Here is a 23,664-nt window from a genome sequence, read left to right as displayed (position 1 = left end):
TGTTCATTAAATAAAAAAACTAAAGGTGTTATACCAAAGATCAAAAGTACTAATATAATATTAAATATAATCCTTAAGAAGGTTTCTGTGTAATGAACTAGGCATTTGAATAGTCTCTTGCTCCAAAAATAGAACTTCCTATCCTAACCATTGTACTTTTACAAGTAATGGCTGTTTTATAGTCACCACTCATTCCGATAGATAGTGTTTTTAACTCAGGATATGTTATTTTCAATTCATCAAAAAAAGTACTAATCTTCATAAATTCGTTCTTTATTTGTTTCTGATCATCAGTAAATGTTGCCATCCCCATAAGTCCTTGTATTTTAATGTGATCTAGATTTTTCGTTTCCTCAGCAGTTAATAAAGAAAGTACATCTTCTTTACTTAAGCCAAATTTACTCTCCTCTTCAGCTATTTTTACTTGCAATAGACAATTGATAACTCTGTTATGTTTTTGAGCTTGTTTATTAATTTCTTTTAATAATTTCAAACTATCAACAGCGTGAATTGTATCTACATAAGGAGCCATGTATTTAACCTTATTAGTTTGCACATGACCTATCATATGCCATAGAATATCTTTTGGCATTTCTTCCCATTTCTGGGTCATTTCCTGAATCTTATTCTCGCCAAAAATACGTTGACCAGTTTCGTAAGCTTGTAGTATATCAGATATAGGTTTGGTTTTGGATACAGCAACTAAGGTAACATCTTTTGGTATGGATGCCTGTATAGCTTTAAGGTTCTTTTGTATAGAATTCATAGGTAACAAAGATATCTAAAAAGCACTTAGCCATCAAAAGGAATTGAAAGGTTATCGACTGCAAAAACTAGTTTTTAAAAATAGAGCTAAAACTCATAAATAGTAATGCCACTTCTTAATTTGGGTTCTATATATGTACTTTTAGGAGGCATTTTTAATCCTTGATCGGCTATTTTTTTCATTTGGTCTACAGAGGCAGGAAATAAAACAAACCCAACTTTATAATCTTCATGATCAATTTTACTTTTTACAGAGACAACGTCATTTCTACCATGAGAGTATTCAATCCTTGTATCTGTTCGTAGATCGTGGATTCCTAAAATGGGTTTAAGAATAGTTTTATACAAAATCTGAGTATCAAGTTCTTCAAGAGCATCTGTAAACTCATATATTGTTTTTCTTAAGTATAAAGAATAAAAATCACCATCTAAGTACATGCTAAAGTGATGTGGTTTTGAAGGTTTATATACTTCGTTACCCCTATTTTCGATTCTGAACCAGGTGTCAAGTTGAATTAAGAATTCTTCTTTAGAGAGCCCGTTTAAATCTTTTATAAGTCTATTAAATTCATATATTTTAAGATCTGACTCCGGAATTAAATAACTCATAAAAAAGTTATATGGCTCGGTACCCTTATGATCTGGATTGTTGTTTTTAAGATCTTTGGTAAGAAGGTACGAAGATGCAGAACGGTGATGCCCATCTGCAATATAAATTGCATTAATTTGTGAGAATGCCTTTTCAATTGTTGTTACATCATCTTTCTGATCTACTTTCCATAGGTAATGCGTGTCTCTGTTAGTTGTGGTAAATTCATATTCGGCTCTATTTTTAACAGTATTTGATACAACAGTGTTTATGGTATCATTATCAGGATAGGTTAGTAATACGGGTTCGGCATTAAAACCAACGGTTTTTAAATATTCTTTAAAAGTGTTTTCTCGATGTTGTATGGTATCCTCGTGTTTTTTAATGATATCATTTTCATAATCTTCGGCACTGGCCGCAGCAATGATTCCGCAAAAAGATTCTAATTCGCGATTAACAATTTTATAAATATAATAGCATGAAGCTTTATCTTGGACAAAAATCTCATCTTCTTTAAATTCTAAATATCTGTTTCGTACTAATTTATACCGTTCTTCTCCTGAGATTTCTTTTTGGTATTTATATCCCGGATTTACAATATGCAAAAAGGAGTAAGGGTTATAATCCATTCTAGAATCACGTTCATTTGCTGTGTAGCTTTGGTATGACCTAGAAGCTACTAGACTTACTTTGTCTCTAGTGGGCCGAATTGCTTTGAATGGAAGGATCTTGGTCATGTAGAAATGTATTAATTAAAATAATTCACCAAGCTTATCATGTAATTCTTGTCCTCTAAGATTTTCGGCAATGATAATACCTTGTTCGTCGATTAAAAAATTATACGGGATTGCATAAATCGAATAGGCGATAGCAGGGAATGTATAATTTGCCTTTAAATCACACAATTGTGTCCAAGGTAATTTGTCGGTAGCTATAGCTTTAATCCATCGGTCTTTTTTGGAATCTAGTGATACTCCTATAATTTCGAAACCTTTATCCTGAAACTGATTATATGCTTTTATTAGCGATGGGCTTTCTTTTCTACAAGGGCCGCACCATGATGCCCAAAATTCTACCAATATATACTTTCCTTTTACATCAGAAAGTTTTAATAATTTACCTTTGGGGTCTGGTAATTCGAAGTCTACATATTTATCACCTATTTCTGGTTTTTTGGGTGCTGAAATAAAATTATTGATAAGTTTTCCATTTTTAGAATTTTTAATTTTATCTGAAAAACTATTGTATAATGTTGTTACTTCTTTTTTATCAAAAACAGATTTCATCATATAAAGACTACTACTGCTAACATATGAGTCAGGGTTAGTGGCTATAAATTCTTTGTCTATACCATATATTTGAGTCAATATTTCTGTACTTCGTTTTCCTAAAGAGTCCAGATATTTTTCAGTACCGGTTTTTGTTCGAAGGGGTTTAATGGTTTCGCTATATTCTTGTTCAAGATTTTTCTTTTTAGATACAAGAATTTCAAATTCTTCTTGAGTTTTTCCACCAATCACTTGGGCTTCTGAAAGGTTTCCATTTTGGATTTTTACATCTATTTGTTGATTTTCTAACCATACATAAGTAATCCCTTGTTGGTAGTCTTTGGTGTACAAATAAATTAATTCGGGTTCTTCAACTTCTCCATCAAGTTCAAATTTCTCATTCATAACCATTATAGAATCTGTATTTTTACTAGTTCCGTAAAATACCCAGGTACTATCCGGAGTGTTTTTCATGGTTACCAATACATTATATCCAGAAATATTTGGTTTTGATTCAAGTACTTGTTGTTCTTTATTTTCTTTTTTACATGAGAAAATAGAAAAGACAACTAAGAAAACAAGGAATAGAATATATGATTTAGACTTCATAATTAATTTTTTTATAGAGAAGGGATTATAAAAAAGTTGGAGATATAACTCTCCAACTTGTAAATATATAATTTATGTATGTTGCAAACTAATCTTTTACGAGAATTGCTTAGCAACTGTTTCTGCTTTTCTGCTTTCAGAATAATCATAAAAGCCCTCTCCGCTTTTAACTCCTAATTTGCCTGCCATAACCATATTTACGAGTAGGGGACAGGGTGCGTATTTAGGGTTTTTAAAGCCGTCATACATTACGTTTAGAATAGATAAACAGACATCTAAACCAATAAAATCTGCTAACTGCAAAGGCCCCATTGGGTGTGCCATACCAAGTTTCATCACGGTATCGATTTCTGATACGCCAGCAACACCGTTATAAAGTGTTTCAATAGACTCATTAATCATTGGCATAAGGATCCGATTCGCTACAAATCCAGGATAGTCATTTACTTCAACGGGAGTTTTGCCAAGTGTTTCGGATAACTTCATAATCGTATCAGTAACTTTATCCGAAGTATTATACCCTCGTATAATTTCTACTAATTTCATGATAGGTACAGGATTCATAAAATGCATCCCTATAACCATTTCAGGTCTATCTGTTACTGCAGCAATTTGTGTTATTGAGATAGATGATGTGTTTGATGCTAAGATAGTCTCATCAGAACAGGCGTTATTTAGCTCTTTAAAAATATTAAGTTTTAGTTCTAGATTCTCTGTTGCTGCTTCTACAACTAATTCTGCATATTCTACACCTTCTTTAATATTAGTAAACGTAGAAATGTTACCTAAAGTAGTTTGCTTGTCAGTTTCCGAAATTTTCTCTTTCGCTATCATTCTATCCAGGTTCTTGGTAATAGTAGACAATCCTTTGTCTAAAGATTGTTGAGAAATGTCTATTAATTGTACTTTGAAACCTTTTTGAGCAAAAGTATGCGCAATACCATTACCCATGGTTCCTGCACCTATTACTGCAATGTTTTTCATCTGTGTATTGTTTATGTATGTGTGTGTTTAATGTTTGAAGCAATCGATAATTTTTAATGCCACTTCTAATGCTTTTTTTCCTTGCTCAAGAGAGACAATAGGAGTCGAATCATTTTTGATAGCATCGGCAAATGTATTAAGTTCGTCTAATATTGCATTATTAGAAGGTATGTTAGGATTGTCAAAATAGATTTGTTTTTTAACACCTTCAGCATTTTGAAGAATCATCGCAAAATCATCTGGTTTTTCAGGAGCGTCTTTCATTTTTACAACTTCGCATTTTTTCTCAAAAAAATCAACAGAGATATATGCGTCACGTTGAAAAAATCTGGATTTACGCATATTTTTTAGCGAAATTCTACTGGCAGTAAGATTTGCAACGCATCCATTTTCAAATTCGATACGAGCATTAGCAATGTCCGGGGTTTCACTTATAACAGAAACACCACTAGCACTTATATGTTTTACTTCAGAATGTACTACACTTAAAATAGCATCAATATCATGAATCATAAGGTCTAGAACAACAGGGACATCTGTGCCTCTTGGATTAAATTCTGCTAACCTATGAGCTTCAATAAACATTGGATTTTCTATTTTATCAGCTACTGCGGTATAAGCAGGATTAAAACGTTCTACATGACCAACTTGCCCTTTTACTTGATTGGCTATCGCTAAATCAATAAGTTGTTCTGCTTCTGCTACAGTATTTGTAATAGGTTTTTCTATAAATACATGTTTTTTAGCAGTTATAGCTTGTTTGGCTACTTCAAAATGAGCAAAAGTAGGTGTTACAATATCAACAACATCAACAGCATCAATAAGTTCTTCAACAGAATTAAAAAGACGATAACCAAATTCTTCAACAATAGATTTTGCTTGTGTTTGACTAGCATCATAGAAACCTACTAATTCGTATTTTTCTGATTGTTCCAGAAGTCGTAAATGGATTTTTCCTAGGTGTCCCGCACCTAGCACTCCAGCTTTGAGCATAATTCAAGATTTTACACAAAAATAGTATTATTTATAAATTAAGTGATGTTAGGTTTTGAAAATCCTAATTTTAGACTGTTAAGATTTTAATAAGGGATTTATTTTGTAATTTTTAAGTTGAATAAAAACTAGAAAACATATCTACAAATAGAGTTTATAGTTCATGTTTAATTGTTTTTAAAACACTTGAAAAATGTTATATTACAAGAAAAAAGTATACATATGAAAGCAAAAAATGTGGTACCCTTCATTTTATTTTCTTTGCTATTCTGTTTGCATGTTCAAGGCCAAAAAGAATTAGAAGGATTAATAAAAGTAGGAGAACAAGAACTTAAGAACAAAATTACATTTAAACAGGATATTGCAGATTTACCTTTTTATGATTTAGAAGGGGAGAAGATGGATATGAATAAAGTAAATTCGTTATTAGACTCATATAAATTTTTTCCTCAATTTTATATAAATGAAAACAACGAGGTTGAAGCTGTAGTACTTAGAAAAATGTTAGATGAAACGCCTTCAGCGATGGCAAAAATGAATAGTCTGCGAATGTTAAAGAAGAAGACTAGTGAAAGCCCAGAAGCATTAGAGTTTTCTGTGAAGGATATGGACGGGAAATCATTCGAACTTTCTGAACTTAAAGGAAAAGTCGTGGTTATTAATTTTTGGTTTGTAAATTGTAAACCTTGTGTAGATGAGATGCCGGGTTTAAATAAAATAGTTGAGAAATTCAAGAATAATCAAAATGTGATCTTTTTGGCTTTCTCTTTTGATAAAAAAAATAACATAGAATTATTTTTGAAGAAACATCAATTTCTATATAATATTATTCCCGAAAGTAAGCAAGTTGTTACAAATTATGGAGTAAGATCATTTCCGACAAATTTGATAATGAATCAGGAAGGGAAAGTGGTTTATAAAGAAAAAGGTTTTCATCATGATACTATTTTCGAATTAGAAAATACGATATCTTCTTTGATAAAATAATTAGAAACATTCATGATGTAAATATTCCAAGAATTTATTCATGGTCTTACCCATTTGTTTATGTAACTTTGGACTGTTAATCTACCCTAATGAATTCTAAAGACACATTAAAACACGCTGGAAAAAGAAAGCAGTTGGTTAATATTCTAATTGAAAAAGGAATTAAAAATAAAGGTGTTTTATCTGCTATAAGTAAGATACCAAGGCATTTATTTATGGATTCTAGTTTCGAGGACCATGCTTATCAGGACAAGGCATTTCCTATTGCCGCAGATCAAACCATTTCTCAACCATATACTGTAGCTTTTCAAAGCGAGTTATTGCAAATTAGCAATGGAGATAATGTACTCGAAATTGGCACAGGATCAGGTTATCAAACTGCTGTTTTATGTGAGCTAGGGGCAAAGGTTTATAGTATTGAAAGACAAAAAGAATTGTTTAAAAAGACAAAATTGTTTCTATCTAAATTAGGGTATCGCCCTAAACATCTTTCTTTTGGAGATGGATATAAAGGGTTAGTAGAGTATGCTCCTTATGATTCGATTATTGTTACAGCTGGTGCGCCTTTTGTGCCAAAACCCCTATTGAGCCAATTAAAAATAAATGGACGGCTTGTAATTCCTGTTGGAGATGATGTGCAAATCATGACCCTTTTTGTACGCAAGAGCGAAACTCAATTCGAAAAACGTGAATTTGGAGAATTTAGATTTGTACCCTTATTAGAAAATAGAAACTAGTTACAGGATAGTATAATTTTAGATTTAAATCCTGAAGATCCTATTTTAAGAGAAAAAGAGCGTGAAGAATTTAATAAAATATTGAAAGGAATTAATGAATAGATTATTTATAATCTTTTTTAATTCTATCTAAAGCCCTCTTGTTATCGCGGTCTTTTATTGTCTCACGTTTGTCATACATCTTTTTACCCTTGGCCAAAGCAATATTAAGTTTAGCTAATCCACGATCATTAATAAACAAGCGAGTAGGAATAATGGTTAGTCCAGAATTTTTTACTTCTTTTTCAAGTTTCTTTAACTCTTTTTTATTCAGTAATAATTTACGTTCACTTTTTGGTTGGTGATTGAAGTATGTTGCATGAGAATATTCCTCAATATGCATGTTAATAACAAAGAGTTCATTATTGTTAAACTCGCAAAAACTCTCTGCAATACCTGCTTTTCCTTCACGAATAGCTTTAATTTCAGTTCCTGCGAGTTTAATACCAGCAGTGTACTTATCTATAAATTCGTATTCAAATTTAGCTTTACGGTTTAATATATTGATTTTATTTTGACTCATTTTTATAGTTAGGTTCGAAATAAGTATATGCAAAAATACAAAGCTTTCTCGAAAGAAAGCTTTGTATGAAAAATGAATATTTTAAGATAGTTAAGACTCTTGAAATTGTATAGCAGAAATTTTTCCTTCTTTATTTAATTGTAATTCCATAACCAACGTCAATTTATCAAATTCTACATCATAACTATATATGCCCTCTGCTGCTTCGATGAATGTAAAACCTTTGAGTTTTCCAAATTGGTCATGACAACCGTTTACAAAACGTTTTACCCCTTCTTTAGTCATTTCTTTTTGCATTTCTGTAGTATACAAATCAAAAATAGCATCTATATTTTGTGCGTTAAAATTTTCTTGAAATGTTTTTGAAACTTTATCATATGTAGCTTTATCTTGAGCTATAATTGATGAGGTCGAAAAACAAATTAATACTAAAAATATATATTTCATAACGTTTCTATTTGGGGTTCTATATCATGCAAAATAAATATCTTTTTTAAAAATTAAAAAAATTATGACAAAATAAATGATAAACCCCTCTTAAATACAGTGAATTAGTAGTGGTTATAAAATTAATTTGACAAATAAAGTATTCTATCGATCAAGGTACGATTAGTTGCTTTGATTGAAAAATACGGTGTTATTATCACCATTTTGTATAATAGAGTTAATAATAGCTGTACCTGTTTGATATGTTAATATAGTATTAGATATACCGACTTGAGAAGTGTTTATAATATTAAGGTCACCATTTTGCCTGCTATCAACAGTGTTTAAATCACCATTTTGAAAGTTATTTACTTGATTGTCATTTCCTTCTTGAAGTTGAGTGATCAAATTATTTGGAGAAAGAACACTCATGATTTGTCCTGCTTGAGCAGTATTTCCGTTTCCAAATTGTGCTTGACGGATGGTGTTGTTTTCTGCATTAAATTGAAAAGCACTTACGGTATTTTCATCACCATTTTGGTTTTGTTGAATAGTGTTTGTTGTACCAGAAATTTGTGTAGCATTACCAATATTTCCTGATCCAATTTGAAATTGACCTAGTGAGTTGAAGTTACCTGCGTTTTGCTGTGCATTTGCAATATTTATAGAGCCGTTTTGATATTGTTCTATTGTATTACTTATTCCTGTTTGAGAGCTTTCGGCATTGTTTTGATCTCCTTGTATTTGTATTGTTAAAATAGTATTTGAAAAGCCTGCTTGTTCTTGAGATATTGTACTTGAAAATTCAAAATCTTGAGTAGCACTTATAGTACCACTATCCCCATTCTGATTTTGATCAATTAGATTGTTCCCACCATTAATCTGTTTGGATATTATAGTATTTAGAATACCGCTTTGAACACTATTAATAGAATTACTGTCACCATTTTGTTCTTGATCTATACTGTGGTTTTCTCCGTTTTGTACACTTGTAATAAAACCACCAGAACCAGATTGAAAAGATGTAACATGGTTGTTTGCCCCGTCTTGTAACTGACTGTTTTGTTCAAAAGTACCACTCTGGAATGAAATTACCTGGTTGTTTGTCCCTAATTGCCTTTGTTGAGCATCGTTTATTCCTGTATTTTGTAAGATAAACGCATTATTTGACGTACCTGTTTGATTTTGTGTAGCATTATGTGGTAAGCCTTCTTCTTGTATTATTCCGGCAGAGTTGTTGTTTCCGCTTTGGTTTTGTGAAGCTTTGCTCCCAGAAGCACTTTGTGTAATGGCCATTTTATTTGAAGTTCCACTTTGATTTTGATATGCTTGATTAAAATCTCCAGAAGTAGTAATGGTAGCTCTATTATTAAAACCTTCTTGATTTGTTACTCCCAAATTATTATTTCCTGTTTGACTTTGAAGGGTTGTATTTTCATCTCCAAATTGCGTTATAATATTACTGTTTTCATCCCCCGTTTGAGATTGAACAGATCTATTAGTATTTCCAATTTGAGATGCTCCTAAAATATTTCTATTACCTCTGTGGCGTTGATTAACATCATTGTTTTTTCCAGACTCTTGAGTTATTGTGGCATTATTGTTATCCCCAAGTTGGAGTTGAACACTTTTAAAATTACTATTTTCATGATACGAGGATGCTGTATTTTCATTACCGATTTGTATTTGATCTACATCTCCTCCTTCAGCATTAGAGTCAATGTTTCCTTGTGAAGATGTTAATGAATTGCCTATACCGCTTTGGATTTGAAGTAGTGCATTGTTGTTTCCTATTTGAACTGAAACCGACTTATTGTTATCAATAGCCTGAGTTTGTTCGGCAGAATTGTTATTTCCTTGTTGTGCGATAGATATAAAATTAAAAGCCCCTTGTTGATTAGTTTTACTTATGTTTAAAATACCCTCTTGACTTGTTTCTACAAAATTGCTCGTTCCTACTTGAGTTTGGTTAGCATTATGTTCTATTCCTACTTGATATACATTCGCTTGATTAAAATCCCCAGTCTGGATTTGTGTGATAGTTGCTCTTTCTGCGTCTTCATAATCAGTTCCTTGAGAAACATTAGAAATGTTATCATTTCCTGATTGTTTGATGTCTAATGTGTTTGGGCTTCCAAATTGTGTAATATTAGAAATATTGTTTTCTCCTGTTTGTTCGACATTATTTTTGTTGGTTTGCCCTAGAGATACAGACACGGTTAACAAGGCTATACAGCCCAAAAGTACTTTTTTCATAATTAGAATTTTAAGATTATTTATGTTTAGATTATGAAAAGAATAGAGCAGTGGGTAGGAAGCTAAGCTTATCTCTCTTTTTAAAGTTATTCTTTTTTAATACCAGAAATATAAGTTTTTGTGGTTTTTCGATAAGATGTCCTTATTGATAGCATACTAATGTTAAGATGTAAGTAAATTCATACTTTTAAGAGAGTCGTATCTATAAATGAATGCGACTCTCTTTTAAAATACAATCGATAAAGATTTAATTATTTTGATTAAGAATCACAGTATTGCTTTCACCATTTTGCGATATAAGAAAAGACAACTGATTTCCTGATTGTGTCATAATTGCAGTATTAGAAGTGCCTATTTGGATAGTGGTTAAATTATTTTCGTTTCCAATTTGCATACTTTCACTGGTATTACTATTGCCATTTTGAGAGATAGTAGCAATATTGTCGTTTCCTTCTTGGGTTTGTAGTATTGTATTTTGAGAAGAATAAGAATCTGTGTCACCTTGTGTGGCTTCGACTGTATTGTTTTGACCTATTTGATTTTGTTCTATTTTGTTTCTAATACCAAAATCTTGTCTGGCAGTACTAATATTTGAATTTCCGATTTGACTTTGTGAAATTTCACCTTCGAAAAAAACAGAATTTTGTTCGGCCAATGCAGTATTATGATCGCCATTTTGATTTTGATTTATTCTATTGTATTGCCCTAAGTTTTGGTTAGCTGTTGCATTATTATATGCTCCTTTTTGAGTTATTGTAATTGTACCAAAAGAACCATTTTGTGTTAGTGAAATGGTATTTTGCTCTCCTGTTTGCTCTGTTACTCCTACATTATACTCTTTGGATTGTCTAATACTAGAGTTATTTTCAATTCCATTTTGTGTTTGATTCGATTCATTTACAGCTCCTTCTTGAAGGGCAAAAGCTTTATTAAAATTTCCATCTTGTACTTGTGTGATTTTATTTTCAGAACGTTGTTGCGTTGCAATTAATGTATTAGTATCCCCGTTTTGGTCTTGAAAAATAGAGTTATCATCTGTAATTTGATTAATTGTTGCTGTATTAAAATTCCCAGTTTGATTTTGTAGTATGCTATTAAAGTTACCGTCTGCTATAACTGCAATTGTATTTGATGATCCTCGTTGCTTTTGATTAATTGAACTATTTAGGCCATCAACAATGGTTTTGTTTGTTTGAAGATTACCGATCTGGCTTTGAATTATAATTGTGCTTTCAGAGAAGAAACGAACCTTAGCTTCTGTATCATTATCATCGCCACTTTGTATTTGTTCTATATGATTAGAATCAGTAACAAAATCTTGACTTGCATTTACGATATTGTTATTACCAGTTTGATTTTGCACTACTTTATTGTTATTACCTACCTGAAACACTTTTGCACTATTAGCAATACCATTTTGTTTTTGTGTAATCAAATCATTAATTGCTGGGTCATCTAGAACTCCTTGTTCTATTTTTGAAAAGTTGTCGTTTCCTGTTTGCGTTACCGTTAAAGAGTTTGGGCTTCCAATTTGAGATATTTCGGATGTGTTGTTGTTTCCTAATTGAGAGACATCATTTACTCCTGTTTGTGCGATAGCCATGGTATAACATAAGGATATCACAATTGTTAAAATTGCTTTTTTCATAATTTGGTTTTAAAAGATTAAGATTTTTTAGAGTACGATAAAGTAGAGAACGAATATGTTGGGATAACTTTAGTGTTTAAAGTTATTGCTTTTTGAAAAGGGGGATAAGAACTTTTTTGAATTTTCGATGAGACGAGAAAATATTCAGATAATTGTATGTTTTATGGGGCCTATTGTTTTAATGAGAGAAAATCTATTTATATGTTATGAATGGTTCTAGATAAAGTTAATAATGTAATTCATAGAAAAGGTTCGGAAATATAATTTCCGAACCTTTTCTATGAATTTACCGTAATTGTATTTTAATTTTTTTGAGTAAAAATCACTGTGTTATTTTCGCCATTTTGCAAAATACTATTTGATAGTAACGTACCTGTTTGCGTTGTGAAAATACTATTCTCTATTCCTGTTTGAGAAGTATTTATGATGTTCTGATCCCCTAATTGAGTACTTTGGATAATGTTAAACTCACCATCTTGACTATTCACCATACTGTTATTATTACCATTTTGCGATTGCGTAATAATATTTCCGATAGAGTTTAAGCTATTTGTTCCCTGCAAAGCAGAAGCAGCATTGTTCTCACCAAATTGAGTCTGTACAATACCATCAGAGGTACCATTGTTTTGAGTTGCTTCCATAAAATTATTTGCTCCAGATTGTACTTGCTGAATTGTATTAGATGAGCTATTGATTTGTAGAGCAAAACTAGTATTTGATTCACCTGTCTGGTTTTGATTAATGTCATTAGATGAGCCACCTTCTTGTAGTGCAGATAAAGTATTGTTAGCACCACTATTTTGAACCTGATTAATACTGTTAGACTCTCCTGATTGTTCTGCTAAAGCATTGTTTCCTGCTCCTTCTTGCTGCTCTGTAACTGTTACATTATTTAAACCACTTTGGTTTTGCAAAATAGTATTTCCGTTACCTTGATTTTGATTTGCAGTAGCAGAATTTTCTTGCCCATTTTGATTTTGAGAAATAGAGCTTAAAACCGAAGTGTTTTGTTGGGCAGCAGCGACGTTAGCGTTTCCTCCTTGATTTTGAAATACTTGATTTTGTTTGCCATCTTGAGTAACTGTGGCATTGTTTAATTCACCATCTTGAGAAGTGCTTATAGTATTCTCCATCCCAGTTTGGTTTTGAGTTATACTATTGAAGTTGCCAAATTGGTTTGCAGAGGCAGATGAAGATTTTGCAGATTGAAATGTATTAACCACATTTCCCTCACCATTTTGAGATTGATTAATATTACTGTTGGAACTATTGTTTTGAGTTATAGCAGCATTATTTCTTAATCCAGTTTGACTTTGAAAAACGTCGTTGTTAGAACCGTTTTGCTCAATAGTTGCATTGTTCTCTTCGCCATTTTGATTTTGAACACTACTATTTTCAGTCCCTTCTTGAAACGTAAATGCAGCATTACTAGAACCTACTTGTACTTGTTGAATTCTACCTAGTGTACCTGAAGCAATAATATTTGCATAGTTTCCTGTACCATCTTGTTGTTGATCAACTAAACTTTCTGCATTTGTTGCTTCCAAAATGTTATTATCTCCATTTTGAGTTTGATTAATGGTAGCGCCACCAATTAAGGAGTTTTCAAAAGTAGCAGTAGCTGTATTGTTTGTTCCTGTTTGTATTTGGTTTATGATGCTAAAGGATGTCGAAGCATCTTGGCTAGCAGAGGCAATATTGTTATCTCCTGTTTGTGTCTGGTAGGTTTCATTACCAGTTCCTAGTTGAAATATGATTGCGTTATTTTGATTTCCTGTTTGGTTTTGAGATATAATACCTTCTTTTGACGGGTTATTTTCTAATCCTTGTGTTACTTCAGAGATGTTTTCATTACCATTCTGTGTAATGTCTAGCCCCGTTGGCGAACCATACTGGGATATTGTAGCAACATTGTTTTTCCCCTTTTGACTCACACTATTTTTTTCTGATTGCCCGAAACTTAATGACATACTTAATAAGGCTATACAGCCAATAAAAACTTTTTTCATGTTTTGATTTTAAAAAAGAATTAATACACTATTTGATTTTGAGGTAGAAAGAGTAGTATTGATTTGAGAAGGGGCTAAGTTTTTTTGTGCAGTGGAAGGTATTCTTTTTTTAAAGAAAGGATAGAAACTTTTTAAAATTTTCGATAAGAAGTGAGAATAGAGGGATAACCGTAAGTTTTATATAGGAATAATGTTCTTTTTTTGAAGAATTTGTAAGAAATTAGACTAAAAAGCATTTCAAATTTAATCGATATTTAATACGATATCTGCAATTTTATCATCTTTAATGCTAATTATAAACAATTTTCCATATATTTTTTCATCAATAGATGCATATTTATCATTTCCGATAATTTTATTTGCGAACGTCGGAGTAGTGTTACTATGACCAACAATGACCACAGTTTTTCCTTTGGTCTGTTGTTGAAAATCTTCGTTATATAGGTTCCTGGGATCGTATAGTTTAACCTCCAGATTTTGACTGTCAGCTATCGGTTTAGCAGTTTCTTTAGTTCTGAAGTAATCTGTTGAAAAAACCATGTCAATTTTGGTGTCCTTGAGTGTTTTTGCCCAATTATGAGCTCTTAAAACTCCTTCTTCTGTAAGCTTAGGATTTCTATTTTTAGGATCACTTAGGTCTTTTTCAGCGTGTCTTACTAGAAAGTAAGTAGTGCTGGTTTTTTGATCTTGAGCGAATGATATAATACAAATAAAAAAAACAGATAAAAAAGTAATTGACTTCATAGACTAATATTCTATTTATAAATGTATAAAAATAATTGTTACTACTAAAATCAATTACTCTAACATTCCCATTTGCCAAACGACAACTACCATAGAGACTATAGCCAATATAAAAAAGCCTATGTATATATAGGAACTTCTTTTCTTATTAGAAGAGTCTAGGTCGCCAGAAGATTTCATATGGCTAGGTTTTTTTACGTGGTTGTTTTTATAAGACTATAAAAAAAAGGTAATGTTACACTTTTTGTGGTTTAAAATGCAAAATTCTTTGTTCAAAACTGTTTTCTGATACTGGTGATACTATATTTTGGAATAATTCTATTAGTTCTGGACTATGACTCCAACGTTTTTGCTTTAATAAATTAAAATGTACAAAAGTACTCCACATGACCGCTTTGAGTTCTGTCTTGTTATGATTCCACATTCTAATCTCTACATGTAATTGATTTTCTGAAAATCGTATTAATTGAGAATCAATACATACTTCTTCCATTAGTAATGCAGGTTTTAAATAGGCTATTTGATTTGTTCCAACAACCCAACTGATACCTTTTGTCTTAGCGAGTTTAAAAATATCCAGATCATAGTATTTTTCAATTTGATCTTCACGAGCATTGATCATATAATTTATATATGATGCATTATTCAGGTGATTAAAAGGATCACAATCTTGAAATCTTATTTTGGCTTTGGTTTCTACTACTTTTAAAAGTTTCATATTTGTCTTATTTTTTATAATATACCAATTGGTATATTTTTAAGTAAAAAAATTATTTTTTAAGTTCTTTATGAATCATCTGATCTATTTGATCCATAGTTTCCAATAAATAATTATTATCTTCTATAGTATGGGTCATAAAAATGGCTCCTATGATCATTGTATATAGTCTTTTTGAATACAGAATAGTGTCTATATCCAGTTTTATCTCATTTTGTAGTTTCCCTTCTTCTATTAGTTTTGCAACGTTATTTTGGATTTTATGTATCGTGTACTTTACATGTTGAAACATTGATGGGTTTTGATGTTTCGAATCTACACCCATATTTAAAACAGGACATCCTCCCAGTTCTTGGCTGTAATTATAATAATTTCTATAAAAGTCTGTAATAAGATATAATTTTTCTATAGGTGAATTGCTCAATGACTGGTGATCGGTAATTCTACGAAGCATATTTTTTACCGTAAAATTAAATGTTGCAATGGCCAATTCTTCTTTATTTTTAAAATTACCATAAATCGCTCCTTTTGTTAATCCAGTAGCTTTGGTAATATCACTAAGACTTGTTGCTGCATATCCATTTTTATTAAAAATGGGTGCTACTGTTTGAATGATAAAATCGGATGTTTGTTTGGCCTTTGTAAGCATAATGAGATAAAAAGATAATCAAATATACGAATAATATACCAAATGGTATATTATTTTATATAGTTATTGTTTTTTAAAGATAAAATCAGTGCTAGTTTCTACTGTTATTTATAATATCAATAATTTCAGTTTTGGTAATACTCCTTGGTAAGTTACATGCATCTTTGATATTTATTTCCTGATACTGTAGTAGGGTATTAAATTTTTCAAGAGCATCTTGAGCTTGATCACAACCTACATTTTTGTTTCTAATATGTTGTGTTTTTATAATTTTGGGGGTATTGCTTCGATTTTCATAGTCTTTGAATTGACATTTTATAATAGCATTGTTTTCGAAGTAAAAACGCTCTTCTAAGGTTAATGTCACATCTACTTTTTCTAGTTTGCCTGATTTATTTCTTTCATAATCTTTATACCAGATATTATGAATTGAATACTGGAAAAACAATTCATCATCCCAAATGTAAAACTCATCTCTATAATTTACATGTCCTTTTGTATAGTTGTGGCTAATATGTTTTAATTCACTACTGTTATAATAAAAGGTAAGGGTTCCTTCTTCTGAAGTCTCTTTACATGAATAATCTGTATGATGTTGTCTGAGCGCATTAGAATCTAGTAGTTCTCTTATCAATTGATATTTGTTCCTAATATCAGATAATGCACTTTTTCTGCTTTGTCCAAAGCAGGTATATGTTGTAAGAAGTAATAGTGCTATTATAGTTGGCTTCATTGCGCCTGCAATGTAACTAAAAGCTGTTTTTTTTCTAGATTTATTTATTAACCGTTGTAGGAATAAATTTGTTAATAACTACGGTAAAACCGTAATCCATAAGAATTTGATTCAAATATATAAAGTTGGCATTTAATACTATTTAACATTTAAATGCCAACTTAGGTTTTAATTTTACTTTGATTTTGGTTATTTAGGTACTAAATCTATCTGATTTCTAAAAACAAGATTATCATCGAACTCATCTAGTAGTATACTACTTTCTGTAGAAATTTTTCCAGAAAGAATCTCTTTAGATAAGGCATTTAGAACTTCTTTTTGTATTGTTCGTTTTACAGGCCTTGCACCAAATTCTGGTTGAAAACCTTTTTTAGATAAAAAAGTAATTGCCTCGTCTGTAGCATCTAATGATATGTTTTGCTGTTCTAACATTTTGGATACATTTTTTAATTGAAGCTTAACAATTTCTGTAATGTTTCTTTGTGTAAGAGGAGAAAACATAACAATGTCGTCTATTCTGTTTAGGAACTCAGGTCTTACAGATTGCTTTAATAATGCAAGTACATCAATTTTGGCGGCTTCCATTGCAGTATCAACATCTTTTATGGCTTCAAATTTATCCTGTATAATATGACTCCCGATATTGCTTGTCATGATTATGATTGTATTCCTGAAATCTGCAGTCCTTCCTTTATTGTCAGTTAACCTACCTTCATCTAATACTTGTAGTAATATATTAAAAGTATCTGGATGTGCTTTTTCGATTTCATCTAACAATACAACAGAGTATGGTTTTCTTCTAACAGCTTCTGTTAACTGACCTCCTTCATCGTATCCAACATAGCCTGGAGGTGCTCCTACTAATCTGCTTACTGCATGGCGTTCTTGATATTCACTCATGTCTATTCTTGTCATTGCGCTTTCATCATCAAAAAGATATTCTGCCAAGGCTTTTGCTAACTCTGTTTTACCAATTCCTGTAGTTCCTAGAAAAAGAAAAGATCCTATCGGTTTTTTTTGATCTTGTAACCCAGCTCTACTTCTTCTAACCGCGTCACTTACTGCTGCGATAGCTTCGATTTGACCGACCACTCTTTTTTGCAGTTCTTTTTCTAAAACTAATAATTTTTCTCGTTCACTTTGTAACATTTTGGTAACAGGAATTCCTGTCCATTTTGCAACAACTTCGGCTATATCATCATTTGTAACTTCTTCTTTTATTAAGGACGAATTGCTTTGTTGTTGTTCTAATTGTAAATGAAGTCTCTCAAGTTCTTCTTGAGTTTCTTTTATCTTGCCATATCGTATTTCTGCTACTTTTCCGTAATCTCCATTTCGTTCTGCTTTTTCAGCTTCAAGCTTATATTCTTCGATGGCAGTTTTGGTATTTTGTATGGCATCGACAACTTCTTTTTCGCTCTGCCATTTGGTAAATATTTCGTTTCTTTCTTCTTTGATGTTGGCAAGGTCTGCATTAAGAACTCTTAATTTAACTTCATCGTTTTCACGCTTTATGGCTTCAATTTCAATTTCTAGTTGCATAACTTTTCTATCCAGAACGTCTAATTCTTCAGGTTTAGAATTGATCTCCATACGTAATTTCGAAGCAGCTTCATCCATTAAATCAATGGCTTTGTCGGGTAAAAACCTGTTGGTAATGTAACGTTGCGATAGCTCTACAGCGGCTATTATCGCTTCATCTTTAATTCTTACTTTATGATGTGTTTCATACTTTTCTTTAATACCTCTAAGTATTGATATGGCGCTTTCGGTATCAGGCTCATCAACAATAACTTTTTGAAAACGTCTTTCTAGGGCTTTATCCTTTTCAAAGTATTTTTGGTACTCATCAAGAGTAGTGGCTCCAATAGCGCGCAGCTCGCCTCGGGCTAGTGCAGGTTTTAAAATATTAGCAGCGTCCATAGCTCCTTGGCCACCGCCAGCACCAACTAGAGTGTGGATTTCATCGATAAATAATACAATATCCCCATCACTAGTGGTTACTTCTTTTACAACGGCCTTAAGGCGTTCTTCAAACTCCCCTTTAAATTTTGCTCCTGCAATCAAAGCTCCCATATCCAATGAGAATATTTGCTTGTTTTTTAAGTTTTCTGGAATATCTCCAGCGATTATTCTATGCGCTAGTCCTTCTGCGATTGCTGTTTTACCTACACCAGGTTCACCAACTAACATAGGGTTGTTTTTAGTTCTACGAGAAAGTATTTGTAGTACTCGGCGTATTTCTTCATCACGACCGATTACGGGATCAAGTTTCCCATTTTCTGCCATATCGTTTAGATTCTTGGCATATTTACCTAGGGCTTGATATGTTTCTTCTGCACTTTGAGAGGTCACACGTTCACCATTTCTTATTTCGTTAATCGCTTCGGTTAAATGTTTTTCGGTAACGCCCTGATCTTTTAAAATTTGAGAGATTTTACTTTTAGACTTAAAAATTGCAATAACTAAATGTTCTATAGAAACATAGTCATCATTCATTTTTTTTGCAATAATGCTAGACTCATTTAGTGATTTTCCTGCTTCACGAGATAGTTGAATATCACCTCCAGTAACTTTAGGGAAACTTTCGAGAGTGCTGTCAAGAACTTGTTGTAATAACGTAATATTGACATTTAATTTTTTCAATAAAAAGGGAAGAACATTTTCATCTACATTAAAAATAGCTTTAAAAATGTGTTCGTTTTCTATTTGCTGATGCCCAAATCCCTGTGCAAGCTGTTGGGCTTGTTGGATGGCTTCCTGTGATTTTATAGTGAAATTATTAAAATTCATAGTTGTCTGTTTTTGAATATGTTTCAAGAAAAACAAATAGTATTCCTGTTTTAAAAACATGTCATATTGACTTGTTTTTAAAGTATTTTCAAGTCATTTTGACATTTTTTTGATATTGATTCCTTTTTTTTAAAATCATTTGAATACCAAAGAGTAGCATTTTAAGAGTGTTGTAATACAACTTAAAAATGATTATTATGTGTTGGGTAAGTTATATAGTACTACCTCAAAATCCATTGTAAAATTAAAAGTTTTGAATCTCAAATACTATTAAAAAAAGACTAATTCTGTATTGTGCATTATTGATTTTTATCTTTAGGTCACTCGTGAATCAATATCGTTTTTGAGGTTAAAAAGAAAAGGTTTGTAAGTGAAACATCTAGCTTAGATAAATCAAAATTTTTCGTTGTTCACAATGTATGGTATACTGAATCTAGATCAGCCGGATTTGGAGTTAATTTAAAATCGTATAAATTGCCATAGAGATTTAAAGAAATATTTAAGTATTAGAGTCTTTCTTTCTACTTTGTTTAATGGCACTATGAATTTATTTGAAAAATTATTAAATAAGATATGTCTGGTAGATTTTTTTGAATGTAAGTTTTAGTATTTTTGGCAGACTGAATACAGGAATTAGAGATACTTTTTATACTACATTTGGGAAGAAACTAAAATTATATGGGAATATTTAATAAACTTTTTGGATCAGAAGGAAAAGAACCAAAAGAAGAAAAACAACCATTACCTTGGCAAGAGCTTAAGACTATTGACCAATTGAATACAATAACAAAAGCATCGAAAACAAAAACTCAAGCGATATTTAAACATTCGACCCGTTGCGGTATTAGTAGGATGGTGATTCGTAATTTTGAAAGTAGTTTTGATTTAACTGCAGATGAGGTAGATCTTTATTATCTGGATTTGTTAAATCATAGAAATATTTCTGATGAAATATCTGCAAAATTTCAGGTTTTTCATGAGTCTCCGCAATTTATCGTAATACGAAACGGAGTAGCAGTACATCATTCTTCACATAGTATGATTACTCCTCAGGTTTTACATCAATACGTATAAGAAAATAAATCTCCCATATTTACAAATATGGGAGATTTATTCGTTTTATTGAAAACGGTAACTTGTAATAATACTTTTTAATTTATTTTTAAGTCCTTCTCCAGAATCATATACCATTTGTTCATTGGTAGGGAATTGGACAGCTTGTAATCCCAAATAACGAACTAAATCATCTTCAAGTGCTCGTTTATCTCCATTAAATTTTGCATAAATATGTTCGAAAACATATTCACTAGCTATAGGAAAAGCATCTAATAGTTGTTTTGTTCTTAGATTTTTATATTGCACGTTACCAACAACATTAGTTGCTTTAAATTGAGTAAATTCATAATACTCGCAACGCACCTTTGTCATCTTATCTACTTTTATTTTATTGCCTTCATCATCTTTTACAAACTCTCCTTCGTCATCAACTAAATATTTCCATCCGTCTTTAACCAATTTTTCACGTTCTAACTGGCGTTCTCTAATTTTTTCTGGTGAAATGTTGATTTCCCTTAGAGTAACCTCCATGGCATAGTCATATTTAATCGTTTTTTGAGGTTGACTATGGTAAACGGTCCAAAGGTCATCAAGCCCATATGTACCAAAGTTTAGTAGGTCACCTTCTAAACGTTTAGGAATAATAACATTGGTTTTATTTTTCATATTTACCCTAACAAAATCAGTTCCTTTAAAATGTGCCTCCTCTATTAAATCAGTTGTGTTTTTATAACCCGGTGTGATTTTGTTAAGATAAATGAGGTTTTCATAAACTGCTCTATAATCAGATTTTTTATTAGCAGACGATAATAATCCTTTTGCGTTATCATATAAGTATTTAGAAAGTTTGTCTTTTGTGGCAATTATTTTTTGATCATAATTATCCATTGCAAAGTTGGCATTACGACCTTGTTCAACAAGATATAATGGTAATAATGGTTTTATGCGTTCTTGCCTATTTTTTAGAGCTACATAGGTATTGTACATTCGTTCTAAATTAGCAGGATTACCTTCTTTTTCTAAATACACTACAGCATTTTTATCACGGTCAACAACTTTAGCATACGCTTCTTCCAACATAAGAATATAAGGTTGTTTTCCTTTTTTTTCTTTATTGGTTCTAAGTTTGTTTAAGGCGATACCTATGGCTTGATCATAGTTTCCTGTATTAAGTGCTTTTTCGGTTTGTTTTACACTACTACACGAAGCAAGGGTAGCAGATACAATAAGTAATAGTAGTAGTTTTTTCATGTTGATAATATTTGAATTTGGGTAACATAGACAACTTTAATGCCAAAAAGATAATAAAAAAACCTCGAAATTATAATTTTCGAGGTTTTATAAGGGTTTATAAAGGTTTTATTTTTTAAATACGGGTAGTAATTTTGTAGATACTTCTCCAAAACCAATTCGTGTTCCTTCTTTTTCACAATACCCTCTTATAATAACCGTATCATTATCTTCAATAAATTTTCGGCTGCCACCTTCATTAAGTTGAACTGGTTTTTCACCTCTCCAACTTAATTCTAACATTGATCCATAAGAATCAGGAGTTGGGCCTGATAAAGTACCGCTTCCCATCATATCCCCAGAGTTAACAGGACATCCATTTACCGTATGATGAGCGAGTTGCTGGGCCATGTTCCAATACATGTGCTTAAAATTGCTTTTAGAAACTATTGTTTCTTTTGCATTTTCAGGTTGTATAGAAACTTCAAGTTTGATGTCAAAACTCTTTTCACCTTTATATTGAAGGTAAGGAAGTTGTTTTTTTAATGGTTTAGGTCCTTTAGTTCTATAGGGTTCTAAAGCATCTAATGTAACTATCCATGGGGATATAGATGATGCAAAGTTTTTTCCTAAGAAAGGTCCAAGAGGAACATATTCCCATTTTTGTATATCACGAGCACTCCAATCGTTAAATAAGACCATACCAAAAATATAATCTTCAGCTTCGTCGATAGGGATTTGTTCACCCAAGTGATTAGCATCGGTAGTTATAAATGCCATTTCTAGTTCAAAATCTACTAGTCTAGAAGGGCCAAAAATAGGTTCTGTATCTCCATTAGTTAATTTTTGCCCCTGTGGACGATGTATAGGTATTCCTGAAGGAATAATAGAACTACTTCTACCATGATATCCAACCGGCATATGAAGCCAATTAGGCATTAGCGCATTTTCTTTACCTCTAAACATTACACCAACATTGGTTGCATGTTCGATACTACTGTAAAAATCAGTGTAGTCACCAACACTAACTGGAAGTTGCATTTCTATTTCATCTAGAGAAAATAGTACTTCTTTTCTATGCTTCTCATTATTTTTTAACGTATTATTTTCAGCATCAAAAATATCTGCAATTCTATTTCGAACCAGTCTCCATGTTTTTTTTCCGTCAGAAATAAAATCGTTCAAAGAATCTTGTAAGAATATATCATCAGTTAGAGGAATTCCTTCAAAATACCCTAATTGATGAAGCGCTCCTAAATCAATAGCAGTATCGCCAATTCGAGTTCCTATAGTAATAATATCATCTCTGGTAAGAAATACACCGAAAGGAATATTTTGTAAAGGAAAATCTGTATTTGATGAGATTTCAATCCACGTTTTTCTATTAGGATAATTTGCGGTTATGGGCATTATAATATTTTTATTAAGTTGTTATATTGTTGAAGGTATTAAAAGTTTTTCTTTTGATTACCTATCTGATTAGGTAAAGTTTAAAAAAAAGACTCTTTTGTTTGACAAGATGTTGCTACAATCTACAAAAAAGCCATATTTATCGAATTTTTGTTGAAAAGTAAAAACTTAAAAAGTACTTCAATTTCATGATCAAATATATAATTTTCGAGCGGTTAAAAGTTTTTAATTATGTGAAAAATACTTAAAATAATGATAAGATAAGGTTATACATCTGTTTGGATAAGGTTTAATAATCTTGGAGATTATTTTTACCAGTGTTCTAGGAGTATTTGAGGTTTTAAAGATGTAAATACATTATTAGAGTAAACAAAAGATATATAAGCCTATGAAATAGATGATTAGATATAATCAAAATGTGAACAAGTTGTTCATATTTATTAGGGATTGTTTAAGCTGATTTAAGGAATCTATTTCCTATTTTTGCAACTTTATTAA

Annotated in this window: 21 protein-coding genes; 3 read left to right on the top strand and 18 right to left on the bottom strand. The window is 31.5% G+C overall.

Annotated elements, in window-relative coordinates; all coding sequences use genetic code 11:
* Positions 1-97: 97 nt before the first annotated feature.
* The 5 genes from AWE51_RS07085 to AWE51_RS07065 form a co-directional block, all read right to left on the bottom strand.
* A complete protein-coding gene (locus tag AWE51_RS07085; protein ID WP_066311500.1) occupies positions 98-766 on the bottom strand; it encodes a YggS family pyridoxal phosphate-dependent enzyme in 669 nt (222 codons plus the stop codon).
* Between the two features lie 86 nt (positions 767-852).
* On the bottom strand, positions 853-2,091 hold the full coding sequence (locus AWE51_RS07080) for a DUF1015 domain-containing protein (RefSeq protein ID WP_066311499.1): 1,239 nt from the start codon (positions 2,089-2,091) through the stop codon (positions 853-855).
* Positions 2,092-2,106: 15 nt separating this feature from the next.
* Positions 2,107-3,231, bottom strand: a complete 1,125-nt coding sequence (locus tag AWE51_RS07075) for a TlpA disulfide reductase family protein (RefSeq protein WP_066311498.1) — start codon at positions 3,229-3,231, stop codon at positions 2,107-2,109.
* Positions 3,232-3,327: 96 nt separating this feature from the next.
* Positions 3,328-4,215, bottom strand: coding sequence for a 3-hydroxybutyryl-CoA dehydrogenase (locus AWE51_RS07070; protein WP_066311496.1), 888 nt, complete (start codon positions 4,213-4,215; stop codon positions 3,328-3,330).
* Between the two features lie 27 nt (positions 4,216-4,242).
* Positions 4,243-5,208: a Gfo/Idh/MocA family protein gene (locus tag AWE51_RS07065; RefSeq protein ID WP_066311494.1), complete on the bottom strand. Its 966-nt coding sequence runs from the start codon at positions 5,206-5,208 to the stop codon at positions 4,243-4,245.
* Positions 5,209-5,430: 222 nt separating this feature from the next.
* On the opposite strand from AWE51_RS07065, the gene AWE51_RS07060 reads away from it, so the two are divergent.
* Together AWE51_RS07060 and AWE51_RS07055 are read left to right on the top strand one after the other, a co-directional pair.
* On the top strand, positions 5,431-6,195 hold the full coding sequence (locus AWE51_RS07060) for a peroxiredoxin family protein (protein WP_066311492.1): 765 nt from the start codon (positions 5,431-5,433) through the stop codon (positions 6,193-6,195).
* 89 nt (positions 6,196-6,284) lie between these two features.
* Positions 6,285-6,932: a protein-L-isoaspartate(D-aspartate) O-methyltransferase gene (locus AWE51_RS07055; protein ID WP_066311489.1), complete on the top strand. Its 648-nt coding sequence runs from the start codon at positions 6,285-6,287 to the stop codon at positions 6,930-6,932.
* A gap of 103 nt (positions 6,933-7,035) precedes the next feature.
* Here the strand turns inward: AWE51_RS07055 and smpB are convergent, their stop codons facing one another.
* From smpB to clpB, 11 genes are all read right to left on the bottom strand, one after another.
* On the bottom strand, positions 7,036-7,494 hold the full coding sequence (gene smpB, locus AWE51_RS07050) for an SsrA-binding protein SmpB (protein WP_066311486.1): 459 nt from the start codon (positions 7,492-7,494) through the stop codon (positions 7,036-7,038).
* 90 nt (positions 7,495-7,584) lie between these two features.
* Positions 7,585-7,941 carry a DUF3887 domain-containing protein gene (locus AWE51_RS07045; RefSeq protein ID WP_066311484.1) on the bottom strand — a complete coding sequence of 119 codons (357 nt, stop codon included), beginning with the start codon at positions 7,939-7,941 and terminating at the stop codon, positions 7,585-7,587.
* Between the two features lie 162 nt (positions 7,942-8,103).
* Positions 8,104-10,176 carry a hypothetical protein gene (locus AWE51_RS07040; protein WP_066311481.1) on the bottom strand — a complete coding sequence of 691 codons (2,073 nt, stop codon included), beginning with the start codon at positions 10,174-10,176 and terminating at the stop codon, positions 8,104-8,106.
* A gap of 247 nt (positions 10,177-10,423) precedes the next feature.
* The gene (locus tag AWE51_RS07035) at positions 10,424-11,824 is read right to left on the bottom strand and encodes a hypothetical protein (protein WP_066311478.1); all 1,401 of its coding nucleotides are present in this window, start codon (positions 11,822-11,824) and stop codon (positions 10,424-10,426) included.
* A gap of 302 nt (positions 11,825-12,126) precedes the next feature.
* Positions 12,127-13,833, bottom strand: coding sequence for a beta strand repeat-containing protein (locus AWE51_RS07030; RefSeq protein WP_066311476.1), 1,707 nt, complete (start codon positions 13,831-13,833; stop codon positions 12,127-12,129).
* Positions 13,834-14,076: 243 nt separating this feature from the next.
* Positions 14,077-14,577, bottom strand: a complete 501-nt coding sequence (locus AWE51_RS07025) for a SixA phosphatase family protein (protein WP_066311474.1) — start codon at positions 14,575-14,577, stop codon at positions 14,077-14,079.
* Between the two features lie 54 nt (positions 14,578-14,631).
* Positions 14,632-14,757 carry a hypothetical protein gene (locus AWE51_RS27115; protein WP_255420541.1) on the bottom strand — a complete coding sequence of 42 codons (126 nt, stop codon included), beginning with the start codon at positions 14,755-14,757 and terminating at the stop codon, positions 14,632-14,634.
* Between the two features lie 55 nt (positions 14,758-14,812).
* The gene (locus tag AWE51_RS07020) at positions 14,813-15,295 is read right to left on the bottom strand and encodes an acyl-CoA thioesterase (protein WP_066311473.1); all 483 of its coding nucleotides are present in this window, start codon (positions 15,293-15,295) and stop codon (positions 14,813-14,815) included.
* 52 nt (positions 15,296-15,347) lie between these two features.
* Complete coding sequence (locus AWE51_RS07015; RefSeq protein ID WP_066311471.1) at positions 15,348-15,944, bottom strand: TetR/AcrR family transcriptional regulator; 597 nt, start codon at positions 15,942-15,944, stop codon at positions 15,348-15,350.
* A 91-nt stretch (positions 15,945-16,035) separates the two neighbouring features.
* Positions 16,036-16,677: a hypothetical protein gene (locus AWE51_RS07010; protein WP_066311454.1), complete on the bottom strand. Its 642-nt coding sequence runs from the start codon at positions 16,675-16,677 to the stop codon at positions 16,036-16,038.
* A gap of 189 nt (positions 16,678-16,866) precedes the next feature.
* Positions 16,867-19,470, bottom strand: a complete 2,604-nt coding sequence (gene clpB / locus AWE51_RS07005; RefSeq protein WP_066311453.1) for an ATP-dependent chaperone ClpB — start codon at positions 19,468-19,470, stop codon at positions 16,867-16,869.
* A 678-nt stretch (positions 19,471-20,148) separates the two neighbouring features.
* On the opposite strand from clpB, the gene ytxJ reads away from it, so the two are divergent.
* Positions 20,149-20,544, top strand: a complete 396-nt coding sequence (ytxJ, locus tag AWE51_RS07000) for a bacillithiol system redox-active protein YtxJ (protein ID WP_066311452.1) — start codon at positions 20,149-20,151, stop codon at positions 20,542-20,544.
* Between the two features lie 45 nt (positions 20,545-20,589).
* Here the strand turns inward: ytxJ and AWE51_RS06995 are convergent, their stop codons facing one another.
* The gene (locus tag AWE51_RS06995) at positions 20,590-21,777 is read right to left on the bottom strand and encodes a hypothetical protein (RefSeq protein WP_066311450.1); all 1,188 of its coding nucleotides are present in this window, start codon (positions 21,775-21,777) and stop codon (positions 20,590-20,592) included.
* Between the two features lie 108 nt (positions 21,778-21,885).
* Positions 21,886-23,166: a fumarylacetoacetase gene (gene fahA, locus AWE51_RS06990; protein WP_066311448.1), complete on the bottom strand. Its 1,281-nt coding sequence runs from the start codon at positions 23,164-23,166 to the stop codon at positions 21,886-21,888.
* Positions 23,167-23,664 lie beyond the last annotated feature (498 nt).

This window comes from Aquimarina aggregata, assembly GCF_001632745.1.
In the GTDB taxonomy this organism is placed as follows: domain Bacteria; phylum Bacteroidota; class Bacteroidia; order Flavobacteriales; family Flavobacteriaceae; genus Aquimarina; species Aquimarina aggregata.
This window is presented reverse-complemented; position numbering and strand designations above follow the sequence as displayed.

What these genes read in the sequence shown, in the direction of transcription:
- smpB (WP_066311486.1), bottom strand. Translation starts at nt 7,494, where the DNA reads ATGAGTCAAAATAAAATCAATATATTAAACCGTAAAGCTAAATTTGAA.
- AWE51_RS07035 (WP_066311478.1), bottom strand. Translation starts at nt 11,824, where the DNA reads ATGAAAAAAGCAATTTTAACAATTGTGATATCCTTATGTTATACCATG.
- AWE51_RS07045 (WP_066311484.1), bottom strand. Translation starts at nt 7,941, where the DNA reads ATGAAATATATATTTTTAGTATTAATTTGTTTTTCGACCTCATCAATT.
- clpB (WP_066311453.1), bottom strand. Translation starts at nt 19,470, where the DNA reads ATGAATTTTAATAATTTCACTATAAAATCACAGGAAGCCATCCAACAA.
- ytxJ (WP_066311452.1), top strand. Translation starts at nt 20,149, where the DNA reads ATGGGAATATTTAATAAACTTTTTGGATCAGAAGGAAAAGAACCAAAA.
- AWE51_RS07025 (WP_066311474.1), bottom strand. Translation starts at nt 14,577, where the DNA reads ATGAAGTCAATTACTTTTTTATCTGTTTTTTTTATTTGTATTATATCA.
- AWE51_RS07055 (WP_066311489.1), top strand. Translation starts at nt 6,285, where the DNA reads ATGAATTCTAAAGACACATTAAAACACGCTGGAAAAAGAAAGCAGTTG.
- AWE51_RS07065 (WP_066311494.1), bottom strand. Translation starts at nt 5,208, where the DNA reads ATGCTCAAAGCTGGAGTGCTAGGTGCGGGACACCTAGGAAAAATCCAT.
- AWE51_RS07080 (WP_066311499.1), bottom strand. Translation starts at nt 2,091, where the DNA reads ATGACCAAGATCCTTCCATTCAAAGCAATTCGGCCCACTAGAGACAAA.
- fahA (WP_066311448.1), bottom strand. Translation starts at nt 23,166, where the DNA reads ATGCCCATAACCGCAAATTATCCTAATAGAAAAACGTGGATTGAAATC.
- AWE51_RS07015 (WP_066311471.1), bottom strand. Translation starts at nt 15,944, where the DNA reads ATGCTTACAAAGGCCAAACAAACATCCGATTTTATCATTCAAACAGTA.
- AWE51_RS07060 (WP_066311492.1), top strand. Translation starts at nt 5,431, where the DNA reads ATGAAAGCAAAAAATGTGGTACCCTTCATTTTATTTTCTTTGCTATTC.
- AWE51_RS06995 (WP_066311450.1), bottom strand. Translation starts at nt 21,777, where the DNA reads ATGAAAAAACTACTACTATTACTTATTGTATCTGCTACCCTTGCTTCG.
- AWE51_RS07020 (WP_066311473.1), bottom strand. Translation starts at nt 15,295, where the DNA reads ATGAAACTTTTAAAAGTAGTAGAAACCAAAGCCAAAATAAGATTTCAA.
- AWE51_RS07070 (WP_066311496.1), bottom strand. Translation starts at nt 4,215, where the DNA reads ATGAAAAACATTGCAGTAATAGGTGCAGGAACCATGGGTAATGGTATT.
- AWE51_RS07040 (WP_066311481.1), bottom strand. Translation starts at nt 10,176, where the DNA reads ATGAAAAAAGTACTTTTGGGCTGTATAGCCTTGTTAACCGTGTCTGTA.
- AWE51_RS27115 (WP_255420541.1), bottom strand. Translation starts at nt 14,757, where the DNA reads ATGAAATCTTCTGGCGACCTAGACTCTTCTAATAAGAAAAGAAGTTCC.
- AWE51_RS07030 (WP_066311476.1), bottom strand. Translation starts at nt 13,833, where the DNA reads ATGAAAAAAGTTTTTATTGGCTGTATAGCCTTATTAAGTATGTCATTA.
- AWE51_RS07085 (WP_066311500.1), bottom strand. Translation starts at nt 766, where the DNA reads ATGAATTCTATACAAAAGAACCTTAAAGCTATACAGGCATCCATACCA.
- AWE51_RS07010 (WP_066311454.1), bottom strand. Translation starts at nt 16,677, where the DNA reads ATGAAGCCAACTATAATAGCACTATTACTTCTTACAACATATACCTGC.
- AWE51_RS07075 (WP_066311498.1), bottom strand. Translation starts at nt 3,231, where the DNA reads ATGAAGTCTAAATCATATATTCTATTCCTTGTTTTCTTAGTTGTCTTT.